Source organism: Paenibacillus sp. FSL R7-0204 (genome assembly GCF_038002225.1).
GTDB lineage: Bacteria > Bacillota > Bacilli > Paenibacillales > Paenibacillaceae > Paenibacillus_AQ.
On record NZ_JBBOCA010000001.1, the window covers coordinates 5025653 to 5043806 of the forward strand.

The following is an 18154-nucleotide window of genomic DNA, read 5'->3' on the forward strand; positions in this document are numbered from 1 at the left end:
GATCTTCTCTATATACGCTTATGGCATACTGGACAACTGTCGTCCTTATAGTGATACCTATAAGTGTATAAATCCTCTACAGTGGATTTTAAATATCTGCTCGAAAGTTTATACCCTGATGATAAAAATTCTTCTGCGTTCCCCTTCCAAGATAATAGAGGATTATCTTCTTCCTTCCCCATCAATACATTCACTGCCAGCCTTGTTGCAAGTACAGCAGTTTGTACAGCATCCAGCGAACTGAAAGGAGTAAAAGCCGAAGAGCAACCTGACATCGTTTTCACGAAATTTTGCCCTGATTGTGCAAATGAAGCTTTATTTACCATCGGCCCGTATAAGGTCTCTCGATGTAATAAACATTTGAAACATCCAGTTCTATTTTTATTTAACGTCAGTAATGCATGTCCTCCTATTCCTAAGGGGTCAAGCCAAGTAAACACTGTCGGTGGTGCACTAATCTCATCCTGAAGAAACTTGTTAATGAATACTTCACCGCTCGAATCCCCTGTTGCAACTATAATCAAATCCACTTCACTTATATCAATTAGTTCCTCAATCAGTGCTTCTTCTAGTGTGTTAGGAAGCTCATAAACTTGAACATGTGGAAACTTTGCCTTGATTTCTTCTGCTAATGCCCTTGTTTTCATAGAAGGTTGAGTACTTACTTGTTCTTTATTTTTCGCACGCAAATATACCTTATCAGCGCCTAATTCATTTCGATAAATATTATCCAAGCTAAGCACATCAGGATCAATCAGAGTGAGTTTATTAACACCACTTCGTATAACTTCCATAGCAATACGGCTTCCCACTGATCCAATTCCGGCAATAACTACATGCCTGCTGGACATAACCGGAATTGCCCCGCCTCTAATTCTCATGTAATCGACATTGTGTCTAAAAAAGTGGATTGGAAGTAACTTTGTATTACCTGAAAAATGGTGTAACGGGTGCATCCAGTACTTTAGGTGACTCTTTCTTCTGTTTGGTCTTCCCTTATACTTGTTTAGCGTGAAGTTAAAGCCTATCAAAGTTGTATTTCTATCCACATGAGGAATTGAAATGACTATAAATCCTGGATTGGTACTTATTAATTTGTTCCTCAACAATTTGTATATCTTGTTTTTATTCCCTACGTTTATGTGATTAAAGACTACATCCCTAAGCTTAGAGGCAGTCCAATTATCATCATATCCGGGGGGATAAATTCCATCGTGATTTTCAAGAGGAATATATATTCCTGTAAAAGGCTTGGCATCCTTGAAATCTTGCTTTAGAACTTTCTCAAAGTGTCTTTTAGCTTCTAATTGACTATCAGATGCTAGAAGCGTCTCCCTATGGCCCTTCACACTTTTCCAAACAGTGATTAATTTTACTTTATCATTTAGGTTCATTATAGAGTCAGAAAGTATTATATTAGGTTGACCTAACCAATAACTTTCGAACTCTTTAATGAAATCAAATCTATTTTCGCCACTCTCCCCTTTCTCCAGTGTAGAAATACTTAATTTAATTGATTCAAGAAGTAGATCTCCAGGGAAATCCTGATCAAAAAAAACTCCCTCTTGTTGAACAAAACAGATTTTTCCGTTCTTTTCAACATGAGGGATGAATCCAAGGCAATCATAATTTTGAAGAAAAATTTCAGGAAGTTTCCTCGGAAATTCGTCTGGAATTGATAGTAATATAGGTACGCCTTTGTTATTAACTATAACAGTTCCTTTTAAGACATAGCCATTTGGTTCATTAACTTCCATTCTTTCTAAGTCAGTAATTAGGTCTCTTCCATATTCTTGAAGAAATTCAAAATAGATTTCCATAAATTCACCTATGCCGAATCGTTAGAAGTACCAATTACCCTCGACTGTGTCTTCCCAGTAGTGGGCTTAGGCGGGATTGGAAAATCATCACCAAATTGCTTTTCAAGTATTTCTGCCGCCTTTACTGGGTCAACTTCACTTTTCGCTTCTTTGAGAGCATCCTGTAGCTTTCCTAACTTCTCATAAAAATTAGTCATTTGATGATCAGTCATTTTTACAAACAAATCATTATACGGAGATAAAGGTAGCAATATTTCCATACAATAATCAACGATTAATTTACCTTCATTATCAAATGAGTATTTAGGACTAAATTTCCCCCGTATCACCGAAATAAACTTTTCAAGGGCTGCTAAATCATCATATTTTTTCTTTTGTTCAAAAAAATCGTAATTATACGAAGTAGTGAAATGATGATATGCACAAATTGTTAAAGCAATACCAGTCGGTTTTCCTGCACTGCCTGCTGTGAACTTATGATCTTTCCATCTTTTAAGAAAGCGAATTATGCGGCGAAATTGCTTGCGGTCATCAGCATCATCAAAATGCTCTGAAATAAGTTCTATTAAGTCTTTAGGATTTGATTCTTCCCATTTTTTATTTTCTTCCTTACTACCCGGTTTGCCTTTCGCTAAATAAACTTTTCCATCGTTATTATTCACTGCATAAATAGTTACATCAACATGGAACTTCGATTCCCTGTTCTCCTTATATGTAACTGTTACGCATGGATTCTTGTAGCACACCTCATCAGTGTGGTTAACCAATGCATCGTACACCCATTTTTTTGCTGCCATAGGTTTAATATCATCCTTAGACATATCAAACCATAGACCAACATCAATGTCATATTCACCAGCTAGGGGTATGATTCCAGTAGCCATTGCATAACTTCCCTGGTTGAAGTGCGTATAGCTTTTTGCATCAGAGGAAATTTTGTGACTCAGACGATTTAAAATGATATCTCTCTTCTCTTTTAGCTTGGCATTCTCATCATCAATTTTCAACTTTATTAAATCATGAAACTCTATAAACTCTTTTTGGAGATTTGCCATCGTTATACCTCCATATTTTAATAAGAACCTGCAACACAAACAATTGTTCCCATTTATTGAATTATAGCAAATATAATCAGTTACTTCAACTACATATAGTGTTCTATTTACTTTATACACTATATATTGTTTAGTTTTATTTTTTCTAATGATCTAAAAAGATAGTCAGTCTATAATTGAATGTTTTTTAGAAATTCATGAAAGCCCTTGTATTCATTAAATAAACAAAAGAACACGGCAACATAATGAAATATATTGTCGTGTTCAAGATGTTGAAAGGTAAAAAATAATTATGCATAAATATTCAAATTCCATTGAATTATGGAATTTCAGTGCATTGAATTCTGTTACAATTCCATTTAATTATGGAATTTCACAATTTTTAATTAATCATGGAATTCAAGTCCGCCCTCACCCGCACCGGCTATACCCACAATTCCCACAAGTCTTACAGCCCTCAATATTAATCAGCGAGGCGCTGCCGCAGGAAGGGCAAAGATCCCGCGAAGCGGTGGCGTGGCTATGTGCGTCATGACCGCCGTGGCTATCGTTGGTAGCCGCCGCAGGAACCGTGGATTTCAGCTCGGCGTTCAGCGCCTCGTTGAAATCAAGCTCCAGCGTTGCTGCGATTGGCGCAGGAATATGATCGTCATGGGCGTTATTCAGCACATGGGTCTCCAGGGCCTTCGCCACCGCGTCGGCGATGGACTCGACGCGGTTCGCACCGAAGCCGATGGCGCCGGAACCGCCGATGCCCTTGAGGTGCTTGATCAGCAGGCCGACCTTCTCACCGTGATCTCCGTAGCGCAGGAATAGCGAGCAGACGCGGCCCAGGGCTTCCGCCATGGCGAAGACGTCAGAGCCAGCCTTGCCCACATTCAGGAAAATTTCGGCCGGGATACCATCAAGATCGTTGATCGTGATATACGCCATGCCGAACGGCGTGTTGATCTTATAGGTCGCACCGCGCAGCACCTGCGGACGCTTCTTGTATTGCTTGTCTACTCCGCTGGTCCCCGGCTGTAGACCCGGAGCAGCTTCCATAGTCATTGGTTTTGCCGTGACATTAACCGTAGCTTCCGGTGCTGCTTCCTTGGCTTCCACTGGCTTAACTTCTGCCGCAGTATCCTTCTTCTCTTCCTTCTTCGCCGTCTCCAGCACCTGCACATCACGGCTGCCGTCACGGTAGATCGTCACGCCTTTGCAGCCCAGATCAAAGGCCATTTCATACAGCTCGGCGGTCTCTTCCACCGTGAAGTCAGACGGGCAGTTCGCGGTCTTGGAGATGGAGCTATCCACCCAGCGCTGAATAGCGGCCTGCGCCCGGATATGATCCTTAGCGGACAGGTCCATCGAGGTGACGAAGTAGTCCGGCAGTTCCTCTCCCGGATGGGCTTCCAGCCATTCCTGGGCAATAGGTACGAATTGCTCGTCATAGCCGAGACGGCTCTGGCGGAAATATTTGAAGGCGAAATACGGTTCGATTCCTGTGGAGGTGCCGACCATAGTTCCCGTGCTGCCGGTAGGGGCCTGGGTAATCACAGTTACGTTACGCATACCATGTTTGCGGATCGACTCGCCCACTTCCGGGTAGACCTCGGTGATATTCCGCATGAAGCCGCTCTGCAGATATTTATCCGTGTCGAAGGCCTGGAACGCCCCCTTCTCGCCAGCGATCTCGGCAGAAGCCAGATACGCCTCGCGGGCCATGAAGCCGTAGAGCTTGTCCAGGAACTCCAGGGATTCGGGACTGCCATAACGGATATTCAGCTTGATCATCAGCTCAGCCAGACCCATGGTGCCGAGACCTACGCGGCGTTCGAGCTTCTGGTTGGCTTCATTTTCCGGGAAATGATATGGTGTCTTGTCGATGACATTATCCAGGAAACGAACGGAATAACGGGTCGTTGTCGCCAGATCTGCCCAGTCCACATCGTGGTTCTCCGCATCGTAGAACTTGGAAAGATTGACGGCGGACAGGTTGCACACGCCCCAGCCGGGAAGGCCTTGTTCACCGCAGTTATGAGCAACAACACCACCAGCTATCAGCGAGTGCGTAACAGGCTCAGTAATATCGTATACCGTCACAACCTCGCCTGCTTCGATACCAACGACTTTGGAGATAAACTTTTCATTTTTGCGGGAAGGCCGGGCAATGCGCTCCAGTGCTTCTTGTTTTCTGGTAATCAGCTTGAAGCCGATCTTATTCTTGAACTCCAGGATGTTGTTGCCGCTTAAGATAAGCTCATAGAATCCGCTGTGTTCGTCGTTATAGATTGAGCTGTTAATTCCGAAATTAAGCAGCAGCAACTGAACGCCTTGAAGAAGTTTCTTTGAAGCTGAGGTCAAGCGGACAGTAGGATGCATCTCATCTCGGTCATATACTGTTCCGTCTGCGGAGAATAATCCTTGCAGGAACGCTACAACAGTCTGGCGTGAAGCGGTATACACCGCAGCCGGAACCTCTTTGTCGGCGGCTCTAACTGCCTTGACTTCGAGTTCCTCAAGTTGTTCAATGACCCAATCCTCACCAAGTGTATCCTTAGCCGCGAACCCGCCCTCACCGGACTGCAAATAAACGCAATCGTCTGCACTCAGAGTCTGAGCCTCTTTCCAGCCGGAGTCAGTAAATAAGCGGTGTTCAGGCGTTACGGACAGCTCCACCCCATTTTGCAGCGAGATCTTCAAGGTTTCTCTGGTCCCGGTTGGGAACACTGTCGCCCGTCTCATCTGTAGACCTGGAACTTCATAGCTTCTTCCGCCAACCACTTTGGCCTGCTCCACCAGTCTCGAATCGGTTCCCACCAGGAAGGATTCCGTTCCGACCTTCTTATACAGCTCTTCAATGGTTAAGAGACCGTATTCCGTTGCAATCCGGGTGTCCGGGTGGAAGCACGGATTGGTACAAATGATTGGATTGAAATACCAGCTATTCGACATCTGATTATAATACTCCATGAAAACAACGCCCGGTTCTGCGGACTTCCAGGCCGATTCGATAATCGTATGCCAGATATCGCGTGCTCTGACGGTGCGGTAAGGGATGACGCGGCGGTTGTCGGACTTCCATTTATCCAGATCGCCGTCCCAGAGGGTGTCGTAATCCGGATCGGTGGTATCCGGGAAGACCAGCTCCCAGTCCAGATCCTCCTTGACGGCCTTCATGAAGCCATTGCTGACGCAGACCGACAGATTGGCATTGGTAACCTGGCCCATCGTCTGCTTCACGGTAATGAAATCCAGCACATCCGGGTGCCAGTCGTTGATCATCAGCATCAGCGCGCCGCGGCGGCTCCCGCCTTGTTCAATCAGTCCGGTTGTATAGCTGAACAGGCCGCCCCAGGACACGGAGCCGCTGGAGGAACCGTTCACCCCTCTGACAATGGCACGGCGCGGGCGCAGCGAGGACAGATTGATGCCTACCCCGCCGCCGCGGGCCATAATCTCGGTCATCTCGGAGAGTGTCTCCATGATGCCGCCCCGGCTGTCTTTGGGAGATGGAATCACATAGCAGTTGAACAGTGTAAGCTCCTCGCTGGCTCCGGCCCCAGCCGCAATCCGTCCGCCGGGAACCAGCTTCCAGTCATCCAGAATCGAGCGGAATTTGCCTGTCCATTCTTCCTGAAGCCCGGGAGTCTTCTCCACGGAAGCCATCGCTGCCGCAAGGCGGTCCCACATCTCCTCCGGCGTCTTCTCAATGTTCAACGTCAGCTTTTCCACATCCGACTGCACCAACTCGCCGCTGCGGGTTTTTACCGTAACCATCCGGCCTGTACGCTCTACAATCTCGCCAACCTCCTTGGTTGGGAACTTCGGATCATCCTTCGTCAGGACAAGTACTACATCGCCTACCTTGGCATTATTGCTGTCCGCGTCCTTCCAGGCATAACGGTCCAGGAATATTTTCTCGCTCAGACCCTCTAGACGCTTGTTGTGTTCCACTGTACTCAATAGCAAAACCTCCCAGGATATAATAGGTCATGCTTCCGGCGGCTGGGCAGCCGCAGCCTGCTTGTCCGGCGGAAGCTCCTCTTGTCAATAACAAACAGCCGAAAAAATCCGCATACCCGCTAAATTTCATGCTTTTGTAACAATATATGGTGTGCGTTAACTTTTAAACTATACCACATGTTGTGGATAGAGGTCTTTTTTGAAAAAGCAGCCCCAGGCAGGAATAACGGAAAAACAGGAAAAGAAAGGCTCATTTCCTCCCTCTTTCTCGTTTTTTTGCAGACACTGGAACTGAAAGCTTTCAAGGCGGATTACAGCGTTCCTCTGTGAATTCCATACCCCTCTGGTTATGAAATCTCTCTGAAACGAGCATACTACTGCTACGCATTTCGATATGAAAACTGCGACGGAGGAGGCTGCAACATGACGCAATTATTCCGCAATTCCTTGCCCCAAGAGAAGGTAACTTCTGCGCCGCTGCTGCCTGTTCCTTTATCTTTTGAGCGCAACTGGCTGCATGATCTGGAATCTAGACTGGATAAAGGGGGGCCGTGGGGCGACTGGCGCTTATCCCGCCTTGCCGTGCAGGGAGAGCAGTCGGGCCTCGTTACCAGCTTCGATGAGCTGCAGTGTATGAAGCATCTGTCCGGGCTGTCTCCGCTTCCCCATCAGCTGGATACGGCACACAAGGTGCTGTTCGAGATGTCGGGACGGGCGATTCTGGCCGATGAAGTCGGACTTGGCAAGACCATCGAAGCCGGGCTGGTGCTGAAGGAGTATCTGGTGCGCGGGCTGGTGGGCAAGGTTCTGATTCTGGTGCCGGCCTCGCTTGTCCTGCAATGGGTGCGGGAGCTGAATACGAAGTTCGGAATCTCTGCCGTAGCACAAAAGAAAGCCTATTCCTGGGGCAATGACATTGTCGTCGCCTCGATGGATACGGCCAAGCGTGACCCGCATAAGGAAATGCTGCTGAGCCAGGAGTACGACATGCTGATTATCGACGAAGCCCATAAGCTGAAGAATAAGAAATCGACGAATTATCTGTTCGTCCAGCAGCTCCGCAAAAAGTACTGCCTGCTGCTCACCGCCACCCCCGTGCAGAACGATCTCGGCGAGCTGTTCAATCTGATCACGCTGCTGAAGCCGGGCCAGCTGGGGAATCAGGGCGATTTTGCTACCAATTTCGTGGTGGATAAGCGCCAGCCCAAGAACGAGGGTAAGCTTCGGGGCGAGCTGTCCAAGGTTATGATCCGCAACCGCCGGGGCGAAGGCCCGGTGAATTTCACCAAGCGCAAGGTGCGCAATATCCCCCTAACCCTCTCCGCAGAGGAGAAGGCGCTGTATGACGGCGTGACCGCTTTTGTCAAAGAACAGTATCAGGAGGCGGGCGGCAATCTCAGCAGTATGCTCTCCCTGGTCACCCTTCAGCGTGAGGTGTGCAGCAGCCGGGATGCGGTGTTCGTCACGCTCGTGAATCTGATCAAGAAGCTGCCGGCCGATTCGCCGAAGCGCGAGCGGATGATGGGGTTGCTCCAGACGATCCGTACAGTCAAGACGAATACCAAGGCAGAGAAGACGATGGAGTTAATTCAGCAAATGAACGAGAAGGTGATCGTCTTCACCGAATACCGGGCCACGCAGGAGTATCTGCTTCAGTATTTCCGCGAGCATGGACTGCAATGTGTGACGTATTCGGGCGGGATGAACCGCGGCAAAAAGGACTGGATGATGGACCTCTTCCGCGGACGCGCCCAGGTGATGATTGCCACCGAAGCCGGCGGCGAGGGGATCAACCTGCAGTTCTGCCACCATATGATCAATTTCGATCTGCCCTGGAACCCGATGCGGGTCGAGCAGCGGATCGGCCGGGTCCACCGGCTGGGTCAGGAGAATGATGTGGTCATCTATAACCTCTCCACCGAAGGGACCATTGAAGAGCATATCCTCCACCTGCTGCATGAGAAAATCAACATGTTCGAAATGGTCATCGGCGGGCTGGATGTCATTCTGGAACGCTTCGAGAAGAAAGAGTCGCTGGAGAAAAGCCTGTACAAAATCGTCCTTGAAGCCCGCACGGATGAGGAGCTACGCAGCAGTCTCGATGATATTGGCGATACCCTCAGCGAGCTGACCCATGCTGATCTGGATGAAAGCGAGGTGGCTCCTTGATGCTCTCGCCCGTGGAAGTACGCAAGCAGGTCATGGATTATCTGGAAGCAACCGAATGCACCATTCTCGAATCCTCTCCGCTGCATGTGACGGTGAAGCTCTCCCCGCGCGCGGACCGGATGCTGACGGACCGCCCTTATTATTGGGGCTTCGTGGAGCGCACCGGCGTAGATCCCGAGACCCTGAGCTTCAGCTTCGTCTTCGACCCGCAGAAGTACGATGAACTGGCCGCGCAGGCTGCGGCGCCTGCGGCCCGCCCGCGCGGCGGGGCCAGCCGCCCGGCAGGGGCGGGAGCGCCGCCGGGTCTGGCCGGGGCGGCGGATGCCGAAGCTGCTGCGGAGCCGCTCGGCGCAGCGCAGGCACCGGGATCTGCGCTGCCGCCCGGGGTCTCTGCTGCGCCGGAGGACAGCATCCTCGCGCGGTACTTCGGCATCGTTCCGGCGCTGCCGCGCCTCGGACCGGGCATGATCCGCCGCGAGGATGTGACCTACGGCAGCAAGCGCCTGCGGCAGATCTGGTCGGCGGCACGGGACGAAGGCCGGTGCCTCCAGCTGTTCGAGGACCCTGGCCTCAGACAGCGGACCACGCTGTTCTCGGCCGCCTACGAGCCATGGCTGGCGGTCTGCTACAAGGTCGAGATGACCTGTGACCTGAAGCGGGAGGAGCTGCATTTCATCGCGGTGTCGTTAACCTCCGGGCTGATCGTCCCGGACTTCGAGGCCCGGCTGGCCGGCAAGGAGCTGACGCCCCGGCTGCCGGAGAACATTCATGTCCAGCCGTTCGAGCTGGGGATTACGGACGGGGCCGACCGGCTAGAGGGATATCTGACCTCGAAGCTGGCGCTGCTGGATTACACCTGGGCGGAAGAAGCGCGCGAACGATTGGAGCTGGAGCTTAGCATCGTGGACATCTACTACGCGGAGCTGCTGAAAGAACCGGAAGAAGAGAAGCGCCTCGCCATCCTGGAGCAGTACAACCGCCGCCGCCAGGAGACCTCGTGGCAATATGAGCCGCAGATTGCAGTTTCTGCCGTAACATACGGATTGTTTCATCTGCGCAGCACATAGAATGCGACCTGGTCCGCTAAAAGCAGGCAAAAAAACAGCGAAACTCCCGCCGCCTGGCGCGACAGCAAGCAACAGCCTTTTCAAGGCTTGTCCCCTACAATGAACAGTAAGAAGCGTAAATCCCCTCTATACAGGAAAGGTGACTGAACCTATGAATATCACTGCGAGGCAGAAGGGCTTCCGGCGGCGTGGCCGCCTGCTCCTCTGTCTGATTCTTGGCCTGACTCTGTTGGCTGCCAGCGCCTCCTCTCCCCAGGCGCTAGCGTCAAAAGCCAGCCGACTGAGCGTGACGCAGGCCGTCACGCAGGAGGTTCTTCCGGGACTGGAGATGAAGCCGATTCCAGCGCCGGAAACGCTGCAGGCCTTCACCCGCCAGACGATTAGCCAGCTCTCGGCGGATGCTCCGTTTAAGGAATGGAAGGATGCCGGCACGGAGGTCTACCCTCTTGGTCCGGGAACGCGCAGCTGGCTGGTCAATGTGATGCACAGCGGTCAACGGATCGGCTATCTCATTATCTCCGCTGCGGATCAGGGCGGCTATCTGCTTAGCGAATACGGAGCCGGAACCGATGGTCTCCCTTACAGTATGACTGAACTGCGCCAGTATCTGGTGCAGCAAGGACTGATACCCTCTAATTCTTCAGGTGCCATCGGGGTTACGGCGCTCTATGCTCCAATGCTGCCTGTCTGGAAAATCACTACGGAGAACAGAACGTTGTATCTGAATGCTACCGTTCTGGAGACGCTGCCCTGGAGTCAGAGCCAGGCTGAGCATATTCTTAATGCTGCACCGGAAGCCTCAGCCATGCTGTCCTCCGGCCCGGGCCAGGCGCGCACTCCCCAGCCCGCTCTGCGGAGCGGCGGAGAGGATGACCCGTATGCCGATCTGCTGTGGCTGACCGCACCCGGGCTGAAGACGTTGAACGGAGCAAGCCTGAGCGCTCTGCTTCAGGAGCGGGGCAGTCTCGCCTTCCAGTCCCCGGGGCACAACGATACCCTGGGCGCGCCATTCATGATTACAGGCAGTCAGAGCTGGCTGAAGCCAGGCGCTTCCCGGGACCAAGGCAGCACTGAAGCCGCCGTAGTCTATGCCGCCGCCGGTCCCGGTGGCATCCGCTATCTCCCGCTTAGCGCCCTTCAGAAGGCAGGCACCTTCCACAAGCTGCCGGTGCAGCTGCCCGGGGGAGCCACGCTGGGCTCGGCTGTTCTGCCCGGCTCAAGCCGGTAGACTGGCACTGGCCAGAATTCCTGCTCCATACTGAAACAGCCTTCCCGGGTGCCGCCTGCACGACGCCACTTGGGAAGGCTGTTTGCTTATACACCTAAATTCTACTCAGCGTCCGCTTTCTCCAGATTCAGGTGCATTTATACACCTGAATTCCTCTCAACGCCCGCTCACTGCTGAAGCGCTACTCCTTACGCTCCCCTCCCCGGCTCCATTTGCTGCGCCACACGGACCAGGCGAGCGGCAGCGTGCCGAACCATTTTTCCGCCCACGGCTGCTTCTCTGCCTTTCGCCTAGCATGGACAGCGCGAGGGTTCTCAATGTAGACGACTACCTTTTCCGTAATATACTTCACCAGATCATCTCCGCCGGATGCCATCTCATACACCTCCCAGGTGAGTGCCGGGGCGGGCTCCCGCCCCTTGACCTTATGCCTATAGTGTGCTCAAATCCTCCGATCTCTAAACCGGAATCCGAAGCTTCGTATAGGTTAGGCCGTTAAGGCACAATCTAACAAGACTACACCTGTATAAACCGTCATTAAGTACAAGTAGCTGTTGATTATTCCGGCAGGGAGGTTATTCACTTGAGACAGTCAGAAGCATTAGAGCCCCATACGGCTACACATTCCCATCATTCAAAAGAGCAGCCTGAGCTGAGATCCGGGCGGCGGCTTAAGCGGATCATAGCCGCAGCAAGCGTTCTGCTCATGTTAACGGCAGGAGACACCGCAGTGATTCACGCGGCTGCCCCCCGCACTAATCCGCAGGCAGAGCAGCCCGGACAGCGCCAGCATATGCTCGGCCATGACCAGCGGATCATTCTGATTGATGCCGGCCATGGGGGGATTGACGGCGGAACCTCCTACGGCAGCATTCTGGAGAAAGACATCACCCTCGCCATCTCACGCCGCCTCTTTCTCCTGCTGCGTGCAGATGGCTTCGATACGATTCTGAACCGGACTGGCGATTATGCGCCCAGCGATGAGAATCTGTGGCTGAGGAACAGATCCCGGCATTTACGCGATCTGGCCCAGCGCAAGGAACTGGCAGAGACGCTTCCGGCCAATGTCGTGGTCAGCATCCACATTAACTGGGCGAAATCCCCGTCCAAGCATGGTCCGCTCGTCCTGTACCGCCAGGAAGGGCGCAGCTTCCTGCTGGCCCGGACCATTCAGGATCAGCTCAACCAGCTCTACGGAATGAAGAATGATCCTGTCCGGGGCAAGCCCTTCTACCTGCTCAACAAAATAACCGCCACAACGGTGATCGTTGAGGCGGGATTTGTCAGCAGTCCGGCTGACCGGGAGAAGCTCTGTACACCGAAGGGCCAGGAAGAGATCGCCGAAGCCATTGCGAACGGGATCGCTGCCTACCTTATGGAAGTGTAAGCCGGGAATTCCACTTCCATTCCTCACGGACCAGATCGGAGATGCCGACGAATTGCACCTTGTCCTTCATTCCGGCAATGCCGCTGCGGATGCCCGCGGCGGTCTCTTTGCCCTGGATGCCGACATGACCGATGGTGACGCAGAACTTCTGACTCAAGGCCCGCTCCTGCACCAGCTTCATCTGCTTCGCCACATGACTTGCCGAATGCACATCATCCAGGAAAATATGATTCTCCACCGGCGGCATTCCCAGCTCCCGGGCCATCCGTCCCGCGACTGAACGGTAATTGGTATGGCTGTCTACGAAGAATAGACCGCGCTCCTTGCAGACCTCCAGCACAATACCCATGACCCGTTCATCTCCGGTCACCTTGGAGCCCATGTGATTGTTGATTCCAATCGCATAAGGGACATTATCGAGCGCTGCCTCCACCCGCCCCCGGACCTCGGCGTCATTCATGCTGGTCAGCACGGCCCCCGGCCCCAGCCATTCCGGCTTGCCCTGGCGCGGCTCCATCGGCAGATGGACCAGCACATCGAAGCCCAGCTCATGGGCGCGCCGGGCATCCTGCTCACTGGAGCGCAGGAATGGCATGACCGCGACGGTGATTTTGACGGGCAGCTTGAACATTTCCTCTGTCCCGCGCATGCTGTTGCCGAAATCATCGATAATGACCGCCACACGGCTGAGCGATGGTTGCTGCTGATTCCCGGCTGTCCGGTTGCCCGATACGCTGCTCCCTCTGCTATCCGCAGGTGCGGGTGTTGAAAGTGCCGTGTCTGCCTGTGCAGCAGACACGGCAAGCGGGGCTGACGGGATTAGCGCCGCTGACATAATCACAGCTGCGGCCAAGGAATATAGAAGGACACGCTTTGCTCTGTGGTTGCTTGTATTCATACTGGAACACCTCCTTCGTGATTGAACAATTGTACTCATTGTTTGGTTCACGAAGGGTAAATATGTACGGAGCGCTTACGCAATTATTAACAATGGGATGCGGATACGGCACGGGCGGCCTGTCAGCATTTAATCCCTCCGCTTCGCATTAACCCTCACTCTTTAGCTTTGGCTTTACGTCCTCTTGGCATCTGCTTACGGTCTCCGGTCAGCTCGCAGGTCTGCGGGCCCAGATTTCCCTGCTCTATTTTGACGTCAATGAAATCAACAATCTGCTGCAGCGATGCGATCTGCTCGATAATCTTCTGCCGGTGATTCAGAATCATCACGTGGAGCTCAGGATACTGAGACAGGTCTGCATCCAGAGACAAATCCAGATAGGGCCGCATGTCGTCCAGCGACATTCCTGTTTTTTTGAGGCATGTCACCAGCAACATCCGGTTCAGGTCCGAATCGCTATAGATGCGGTGGCTGTTCCCTTTGCGCTTCGCCCGGGGCAGCAGCCCAATCTTCTCATAATACCTTATCGTATCCTCAGACATACCCGTCCGCTCCGCCGTTTCCTTAATCGAATATCCCTGCTGGAGATCTGCTTCCGCCAGACTCATAGAATCACTCCGTTTCACTGGTCTAATGGTGCCTTCGTTCTATTATATAACTTGGAGCTGGCTCCAAGTCAATGACACATTTTATCGCTTGACTTGGACTTGGCTCCAAGTTATACAATGAGCACCATTCACCACTTTCCATGTAAAGGAGTAACCAATATGAGACGATCACATCCCCCGCGCACCGCGCTGATTACCGGAGCCAATCACGGCATCGGGCTGGCCCTGACCCATAGACTTCTGAACGAAGGCTGGGAGGTTATTTCGCTGATCCGCTCTGCTTTTGCTGAAGATGATCCGCTTATCGGGCAGGCGCTCAGCAGCAGACAGCTGCGAATTTATAAGGCGGATTTAAGCGATTTTGGCCAATTGCGGAGTGCATTGCAGGACATTAACCGCCACGAAGCGTATATTGACCTCCTGTTCAACAATGCCGGGGGCAGCTTTCCCGAGTTATTCTTGTCCAAGCAAGGACGCGAGCTGCATTATGAGCTGCAGACGGTGGTCCCGTATATCATTACGATGGAGCTGAAGCCGCTCCTGCTGAAAGGTACACTTCACACAGTCGTGAATACGTCCTCCAACGCTTTTATGATGAAGCGCAGCTTCGACCCGGCTTCGCTGGAGCGCCCGGCGAAATTTCAGATGCTGACTGGCCCGTATGCCGACACCAAGCGGGCCATGTCCTTGTGGACGGAGGCGGTGGCCTCTGAGCTTGCAGCAGAAGGCATCCTTATCCGCAGCGCGGATCCCGGAGGCAATAACACCCTTCGCAGCGGCAAAAAATCAGGCATCCCCTTCTGGCTGCGGCCGATTACGCGCATGTTTTTCCCGGCGCCAGCCCACGGCGCAGGCTTGCTGTATCAGGCGGCCCTCGGCGAACACAGCGGCAGGTCCGGGGTGTTCCTGCACAAGAACCGGGTCACCCCGCTGAAATTCTCTGAGCACGGCAGCACCATTCTGAAGAACGTGCACTCCATATATGAGCGGGAATTCGTTCAGACGGACAGCGCACAGTAACGGCCTCTGCCTGCAGCCATTGCGGGTATCCGGCACGAAATCAAGCCACAGCCCCTCCATCCGGAGAGCTGTGGCTTACATGCGCTGCATTATTTTGTAACTGTAAACTATTGTTCCTGTGGCAGCTCCGCCATCCGCCCGAAAGCCCGCAGCAGCCGCAGGTTCTCAATGACAATATGCGCCTTCCACCAGTTCTCACTGACGGCAAATTCCCGTTCATACCCCGCCCAGCCCCAGGTCAGGTCCCAGATTCCTTCGGAGTTCCGGGTCTCCAGCAGATAATCCAGCTCCTGATGCAGCAGCCCGCCAAGCTCTGCATATTCAGGGCTATGCGGCGAATGGATGAACACAGACGGCCTGCAGCTATACCCGTTCCATCCACCCGCATCCCGGCTGATTAACTGCACACTCTGCACCTTGAGCGCTTCTCTTAGTGCAGCGTAAGGGAACTCCTCCTGCAATTCTGCCCAAGCGATACATTCCAGCAGGGTGGCCACGCATTTCAACGGATGCATCTCAATCACAGGGTCATGCAGGAAAAGCTCCGTCAGCTCACGGGCAATCCTTAGTCCGGTGGCATACAGCCCGCTATCCTTGGGAGCAGCCTTCAGAATGAATCCGGCCAGAATAGCTGTCGGGTTATACATACTGTGGGAAGTACTGTCCGAGCTTGTATGCCACCAGGGGGCATGAGGATAATCGTTATTGGAAGCTACGACATTCTTCCATGTGCGGCCATCCATATCCACACCGCTGTCCAGGTATTTCAGAATTCCCTGCACCAGCGGATGCCCGTTATCTGCAAATTCCAGCTCCAGCAGCCTCTCTACCGCCGTAGCGGTCTGGATGGGCGTGGAATTCGGATTCCACGCGTCCGCTTCCAGGGCATGGCCGAAGCCCCCATCCTCATTCTGATAGGCGGACAGCGCTTCCAGTACCGGCGCAGACCCGCCGCCCTCAAAGTGAAATCTCCATCGCGCCAGGTCCAGCGGACGGGCATTGCGGTACATCCAGCGCCTGATTCCCTCATACTCCTCCAGCAGCAGCTTCATATACACTCTCCTTATATTCCTATATTGTTATCTTTCCTACTATTCTAAGAGTTTTCCAGTATAATACAAGTAAATTCCCTGCTTGAATTTTCACTGCCCAAAATCCAACTAATCCCGGTATGATACAATAAAAACTACCTCGACGGACTAAAGGTTACTTTAACGGGTATACATATATATGGAACGATTTGGCTAACAGGTTAGGCTATGCGGGAATTCATGAAGGAGGGTCCTATGAACAGCACTTCCGGCAGTAGAAGCGGCACTTTCAAGTTCATCAAGCAGCTATGGGTGAAAATCAACGACGATGATGTCCAGGGCATCGCTGCGCAGCTGACCTATTATTTAATCCTGTCCCTGTTTCCTTTTCTCATCTTCATCATGACCCTAATCGGGTATGCGAATATCTCCCTGGAGAAAAATATAGAGCAGCTGGAGCAGATCATGCCCGCCGAAGCCATCTCTATCATAGAAGAGATTCTGCAGGATGTATCCGCCGGACGCAGCCAGACACTGTTATCCTTCGGGATGCTGGCTACCCTGTGGGCCGCCTCCAAAGGAATCAATGCCATCATCAAGGGGCTGAACCGTGCCTACGAGATTGACGAGAGCAGAGTGTTCTGGAAAATCCGGGGGATCGCCCTGCTCGCAACCTTGACGATCGGGTTCGTCGTACTGCTCAGCATTCTGCTATTGGTCCTTGGCAGCTGGCTCAAGACGCAAGTCTTCCTGCTGGTTGACCTTCCCTATGGGTTCCAAAAGCTCTGGGATCTGCTGCAATACGCGATTCCGCTGCTTGTGATGTTCATCGTCTTCACCCTGCTGTACTGGATTGCTCCCAGCCGCAGACTGGCGCTGCGGGAGGTTATGCCTGGGGCGTTGTTCACCACCATCGGCTGGATTACGACCTCGATTCTGTTCTCGGTATACGTCAATCAATTCAGTGATTTCTCCAAAACCTACGGCAGTCTCGGGGGCGTAACAGTGCTGCTAATCTGGCTGTACATCAGCTCTTTTATCATCCTGGCCGGAGGCGAGATCAATGCCGTGCTGCTGAACCGCAAGGTGAAGAGTATGCCCTTCAGCTCCTTCAAAGGACAGAAGCTCCCATGAACCCCTCCCTGATTGATGCCATCACCAAAAGCCCGCTCCGCACCGCCTTCTATCATTTCACCCGGGCAGTGAATCTGCCCGCCATGGCTGCCCTTGACGCCATTTATTCCTCTGCGGTGCTGAGCCCCGCTCATGCAGCCGGAGTGCGGCGGAGTGCGGCGCACCGGGTAAGCTACGCCGGGCAAGCCGCGACTCTGAATGCCCATCTGCGCATTACGCCTGAGGCAATGGCTCCTGGGACAACGGCGGAAGAGTTCCGCCGCTGCCTGGACTGCCATGTGTTCCTGTGGCCGACCTGGCGCGACTGCCTCGCAATGGCTGCGATGTATTCGCGCAGAGAGCCGGGTGAGGTCTTCGCTGTGCTGAAGCTCGATGCCCGCAGCGTCCTGGCGGGTCACTACGCCCGCGTCAGGCTGTCCAAATACGATTCCGGCAGCTCCCCCAGGTTCCCGCACCGCATGTCATACCGCAAGAGCTGCGCTATGCTGCTCCCCCTAGCCGAATTCATGTCCTCCACCGGACAAGCTATCCCCGTCAAGCCTTCGGAGATTAAAGAGGTGCTGGTTGAGAGCAAGCTGGCCCCCATCAGCCAGTATGTACAGACGGTCTACTGTTCACAGCCGCAGCTTGTGCCTGAGCTCTGGCAGCCATTGTGCCAGCCTCTGATTCTTTCGCCAAGCTAGTGCCGCTGCCCCTTAGCTTCCTCACAGAGGTTGAATTATATGTCGCATCGTGATATAGTCACACTATGACATAGTCACATCATGACATATTTTCTTTTTGCCG

General features: G+C 52.5%; 14 protein-coding genes. 7 read left to right on the forward strand and 7 right to left on the reverse strand.

Annotation, left to right across the window (positions count from 1 at the left end):
* Positions 1-8: 8 nt before the first annotated feature.
* The 3 genes from MKX42_RS22160 to MKX42_RS22170 all read right to left on the reverse strand — a co-directional run bounded on the left by MKX42_RS22160 (position 9) and on the right by MKX42_RS22170 (position 6826).
* A complete protein-coding gene (locus MKX42_RS22160) occupies positions 9-1820 on the reverse strand; it encodes an E2/UBC family protein (RefSeq protein WP_340754651.1) in 1812 nt (603 codons plus the stop codon).
* An 8-nt stretch (positions 1821-1828) separates the two neighbouring features.
* Positions 1829-2875, reverse strand: coding sequence for a nucleotidyltransferase domain-containing protein (locus MKX42_RS22165; RefSeq protein ID WP_340754653.1), 1047 nt, complete (start codon positions 2873-2875; stop codon positions 1829-1831).
* Between the two features lie 411 nt (positions 2876-3286).
* Positions 3287-6826 (reverse strand): LAGLIDADG family homing endonuclease, encoded by a 3540-nt coding sequence (locus tag MKX42_RS22170; protein ID WP_340754655.1) that lies wholly within the window; start codon positions 6824-6826, stop codon positions 3287-3289.
* A 423-nt stretch (positions 6827-7249) separates the two neighbouring features.
* Here MKX42_RS22170 and MKX42_RS22175 point away from each other — a divergent pair, with 423 nt between their 5' ends.
* The 3 genes from MKX42_RS22175 (at position 7250) to MKX42_RS22185 (ending at position 11290) form a co-directional block, all read left to right on the forward strand.
* Positions 7250-8995 carry a DEAD/DEAH box helicase gene (locus MKX42_RS22175; RefSeq protein ID WP_340754658.1) on the forward strand — a complete coding sequence of 582 codons (1746 nt, stop codon included), beginning with the start codon at positions 7250-7252 and terminating at the stop codon, positions 8993-8995.
* Positions 8995-10062: a YqhG family protein gene (locus MKX42_RS22180; RefSeq protein WP_445669338.1), complete on the forward strand. Its 1068-nt coding sequence runs from the start codon at positions 8995-8997 to the stop codon at positions 10060-10062. The genes MKX42_RS22175 and MKX42_RS22180 overlap by 1 nt, the downstream gene beginning before the upstream one ends.
* 151 nt (positions 10063-10213) lie before the next feature.
* The gene (locus MKX42_RS22185; RefSeq protein WP_340754661.1) at positions 10214-11290 is read left to right on the forward strand and encodes a hypothetical protein; all 1077 of its coding nucleotides are present in this window, start codon (positions 10214-10216) and stop codon (positions 11288-11290) included.
* Between the two features lie 181 nt (positions 11291-11471).
* On the opposite strand, the gene MKX42_RS22190 is transcribed toward MKX42_RS22185, so the two are convergent.
* Complete coding sequence (locus MKX42_RS22190) at positions 11472-11666, reverse strand: YqzE family protein (RefSeq protein ID WP_076078497.1); 195 nt, start codon at positions 11664-11666, stop codon at positions 11472-11474.
* 207 nt (positions 11667-11873) lie between these two features.
* Here MKX42_RS22190 and MKX42_RS22195 point away from each other — a divergent pair, with 207 nt between their 5' ends.
* Positions 11874-12677: an N-acetylmuramoyl-L-alanine amidase family protein gene (locus MKX42_RS22195; protein ID WP_340754663.1), complete on the forward strand. Its 804-nt coding sequence runs from the start codon at positions 11874-11876 to the stop codon at positions 12675-12677.
* Here the strand turns inward: MKX42_RS22195 and MKX42_RS22200 are convergent.
* Together MKX42_RS22200 and MKX42_RS22205 are read right to left on the reverse strand one after the other, a co-directional pair.
* A complete protein-coding gene (locus tag MKX42_RS22200; RefSeq protein ID WP_340754664.1) occupies positions 12664-13575 on the reverse strand; it encodes a divergent polysaccharide deacetylase family protein in 912 nt (303 codons plus the stop codon). The two genes, MKX42_RS22195 and MKX42_RS22200, sit on opposite strands and share 14 nt — an antisense overlap.
* A gap of 155 nt (positions 13576-13730) precedes the next feature.
* Complete coding sequence (locus MKX42_RS22205) at positions 13731-14183, reverse strand: MerR family transcriptional regulator (protein ID WP_076078487.1); 453 nt, start codon at positions 14181-14183, stop codon at positions 13731-13733.
* Positions 14184-14342: 159 nt separating this feature from the next.
* Between MKX42_RS22205 and MKX42_RS22210 the strand changes: the two genes are divergently transcribed.
* Positions 14343-15203: an SDR family NAD(P)-dependent oxidoreductase gene (locus MKX42_RS22210; RefSeq protein ID WP_340754665.1), complete on the forward strand. Its 861-nt coding sequence runs from the start codon at positions 14343-14345 to the stop codon at positions 15201-15203.
* 107 nt (positions 15204-15310) lie between these two features.
* On the opposite strand, the gene MKX42_RS22215 is transcribed toward MKX42_RS22210, so the two are convergent.
* Complete coding sequence (locus MKX42_RS22215; protein ID WP_340754667.1) at positions 15311-16255, reverse strand: hypothetical protein; 945 nt, start codon at positions 16253-16255, stop codon at positions 15311-15313.
* 234 nt (positions 16256-16489) lie between these two features.
* Between MKX42_RS22215 and MKX42_RS22220 the strand changes: the two genes are divergently transcribed.
* The gene (locus tag MKX42_RS22220) at positions 16490-17368 is read left to right on the forward strand and encodes a YihY/virulence factor BrkB family protein (RefSeq protein WP_340754669.1); all 879 of its coding nucleotides are present in this window, start codon (positions 16490-16492) and stop codon (positions 17366-17368) included.
* A complete protein-coding gene (locus MKX42_RS22225; RefSeq protein WP_340754671.1) occupies positions 17365-18051 on the forward strand; it encodes a DUF7002 family protein in 687 nt (228 codons plus the stop codon). Before MKX42_RS22220 ends, MKX42_RS22225 begins: the two co-directional genes overlap by 4 nt.
* Positions 18052-18154: the final 103 nt, after the last annotated feature.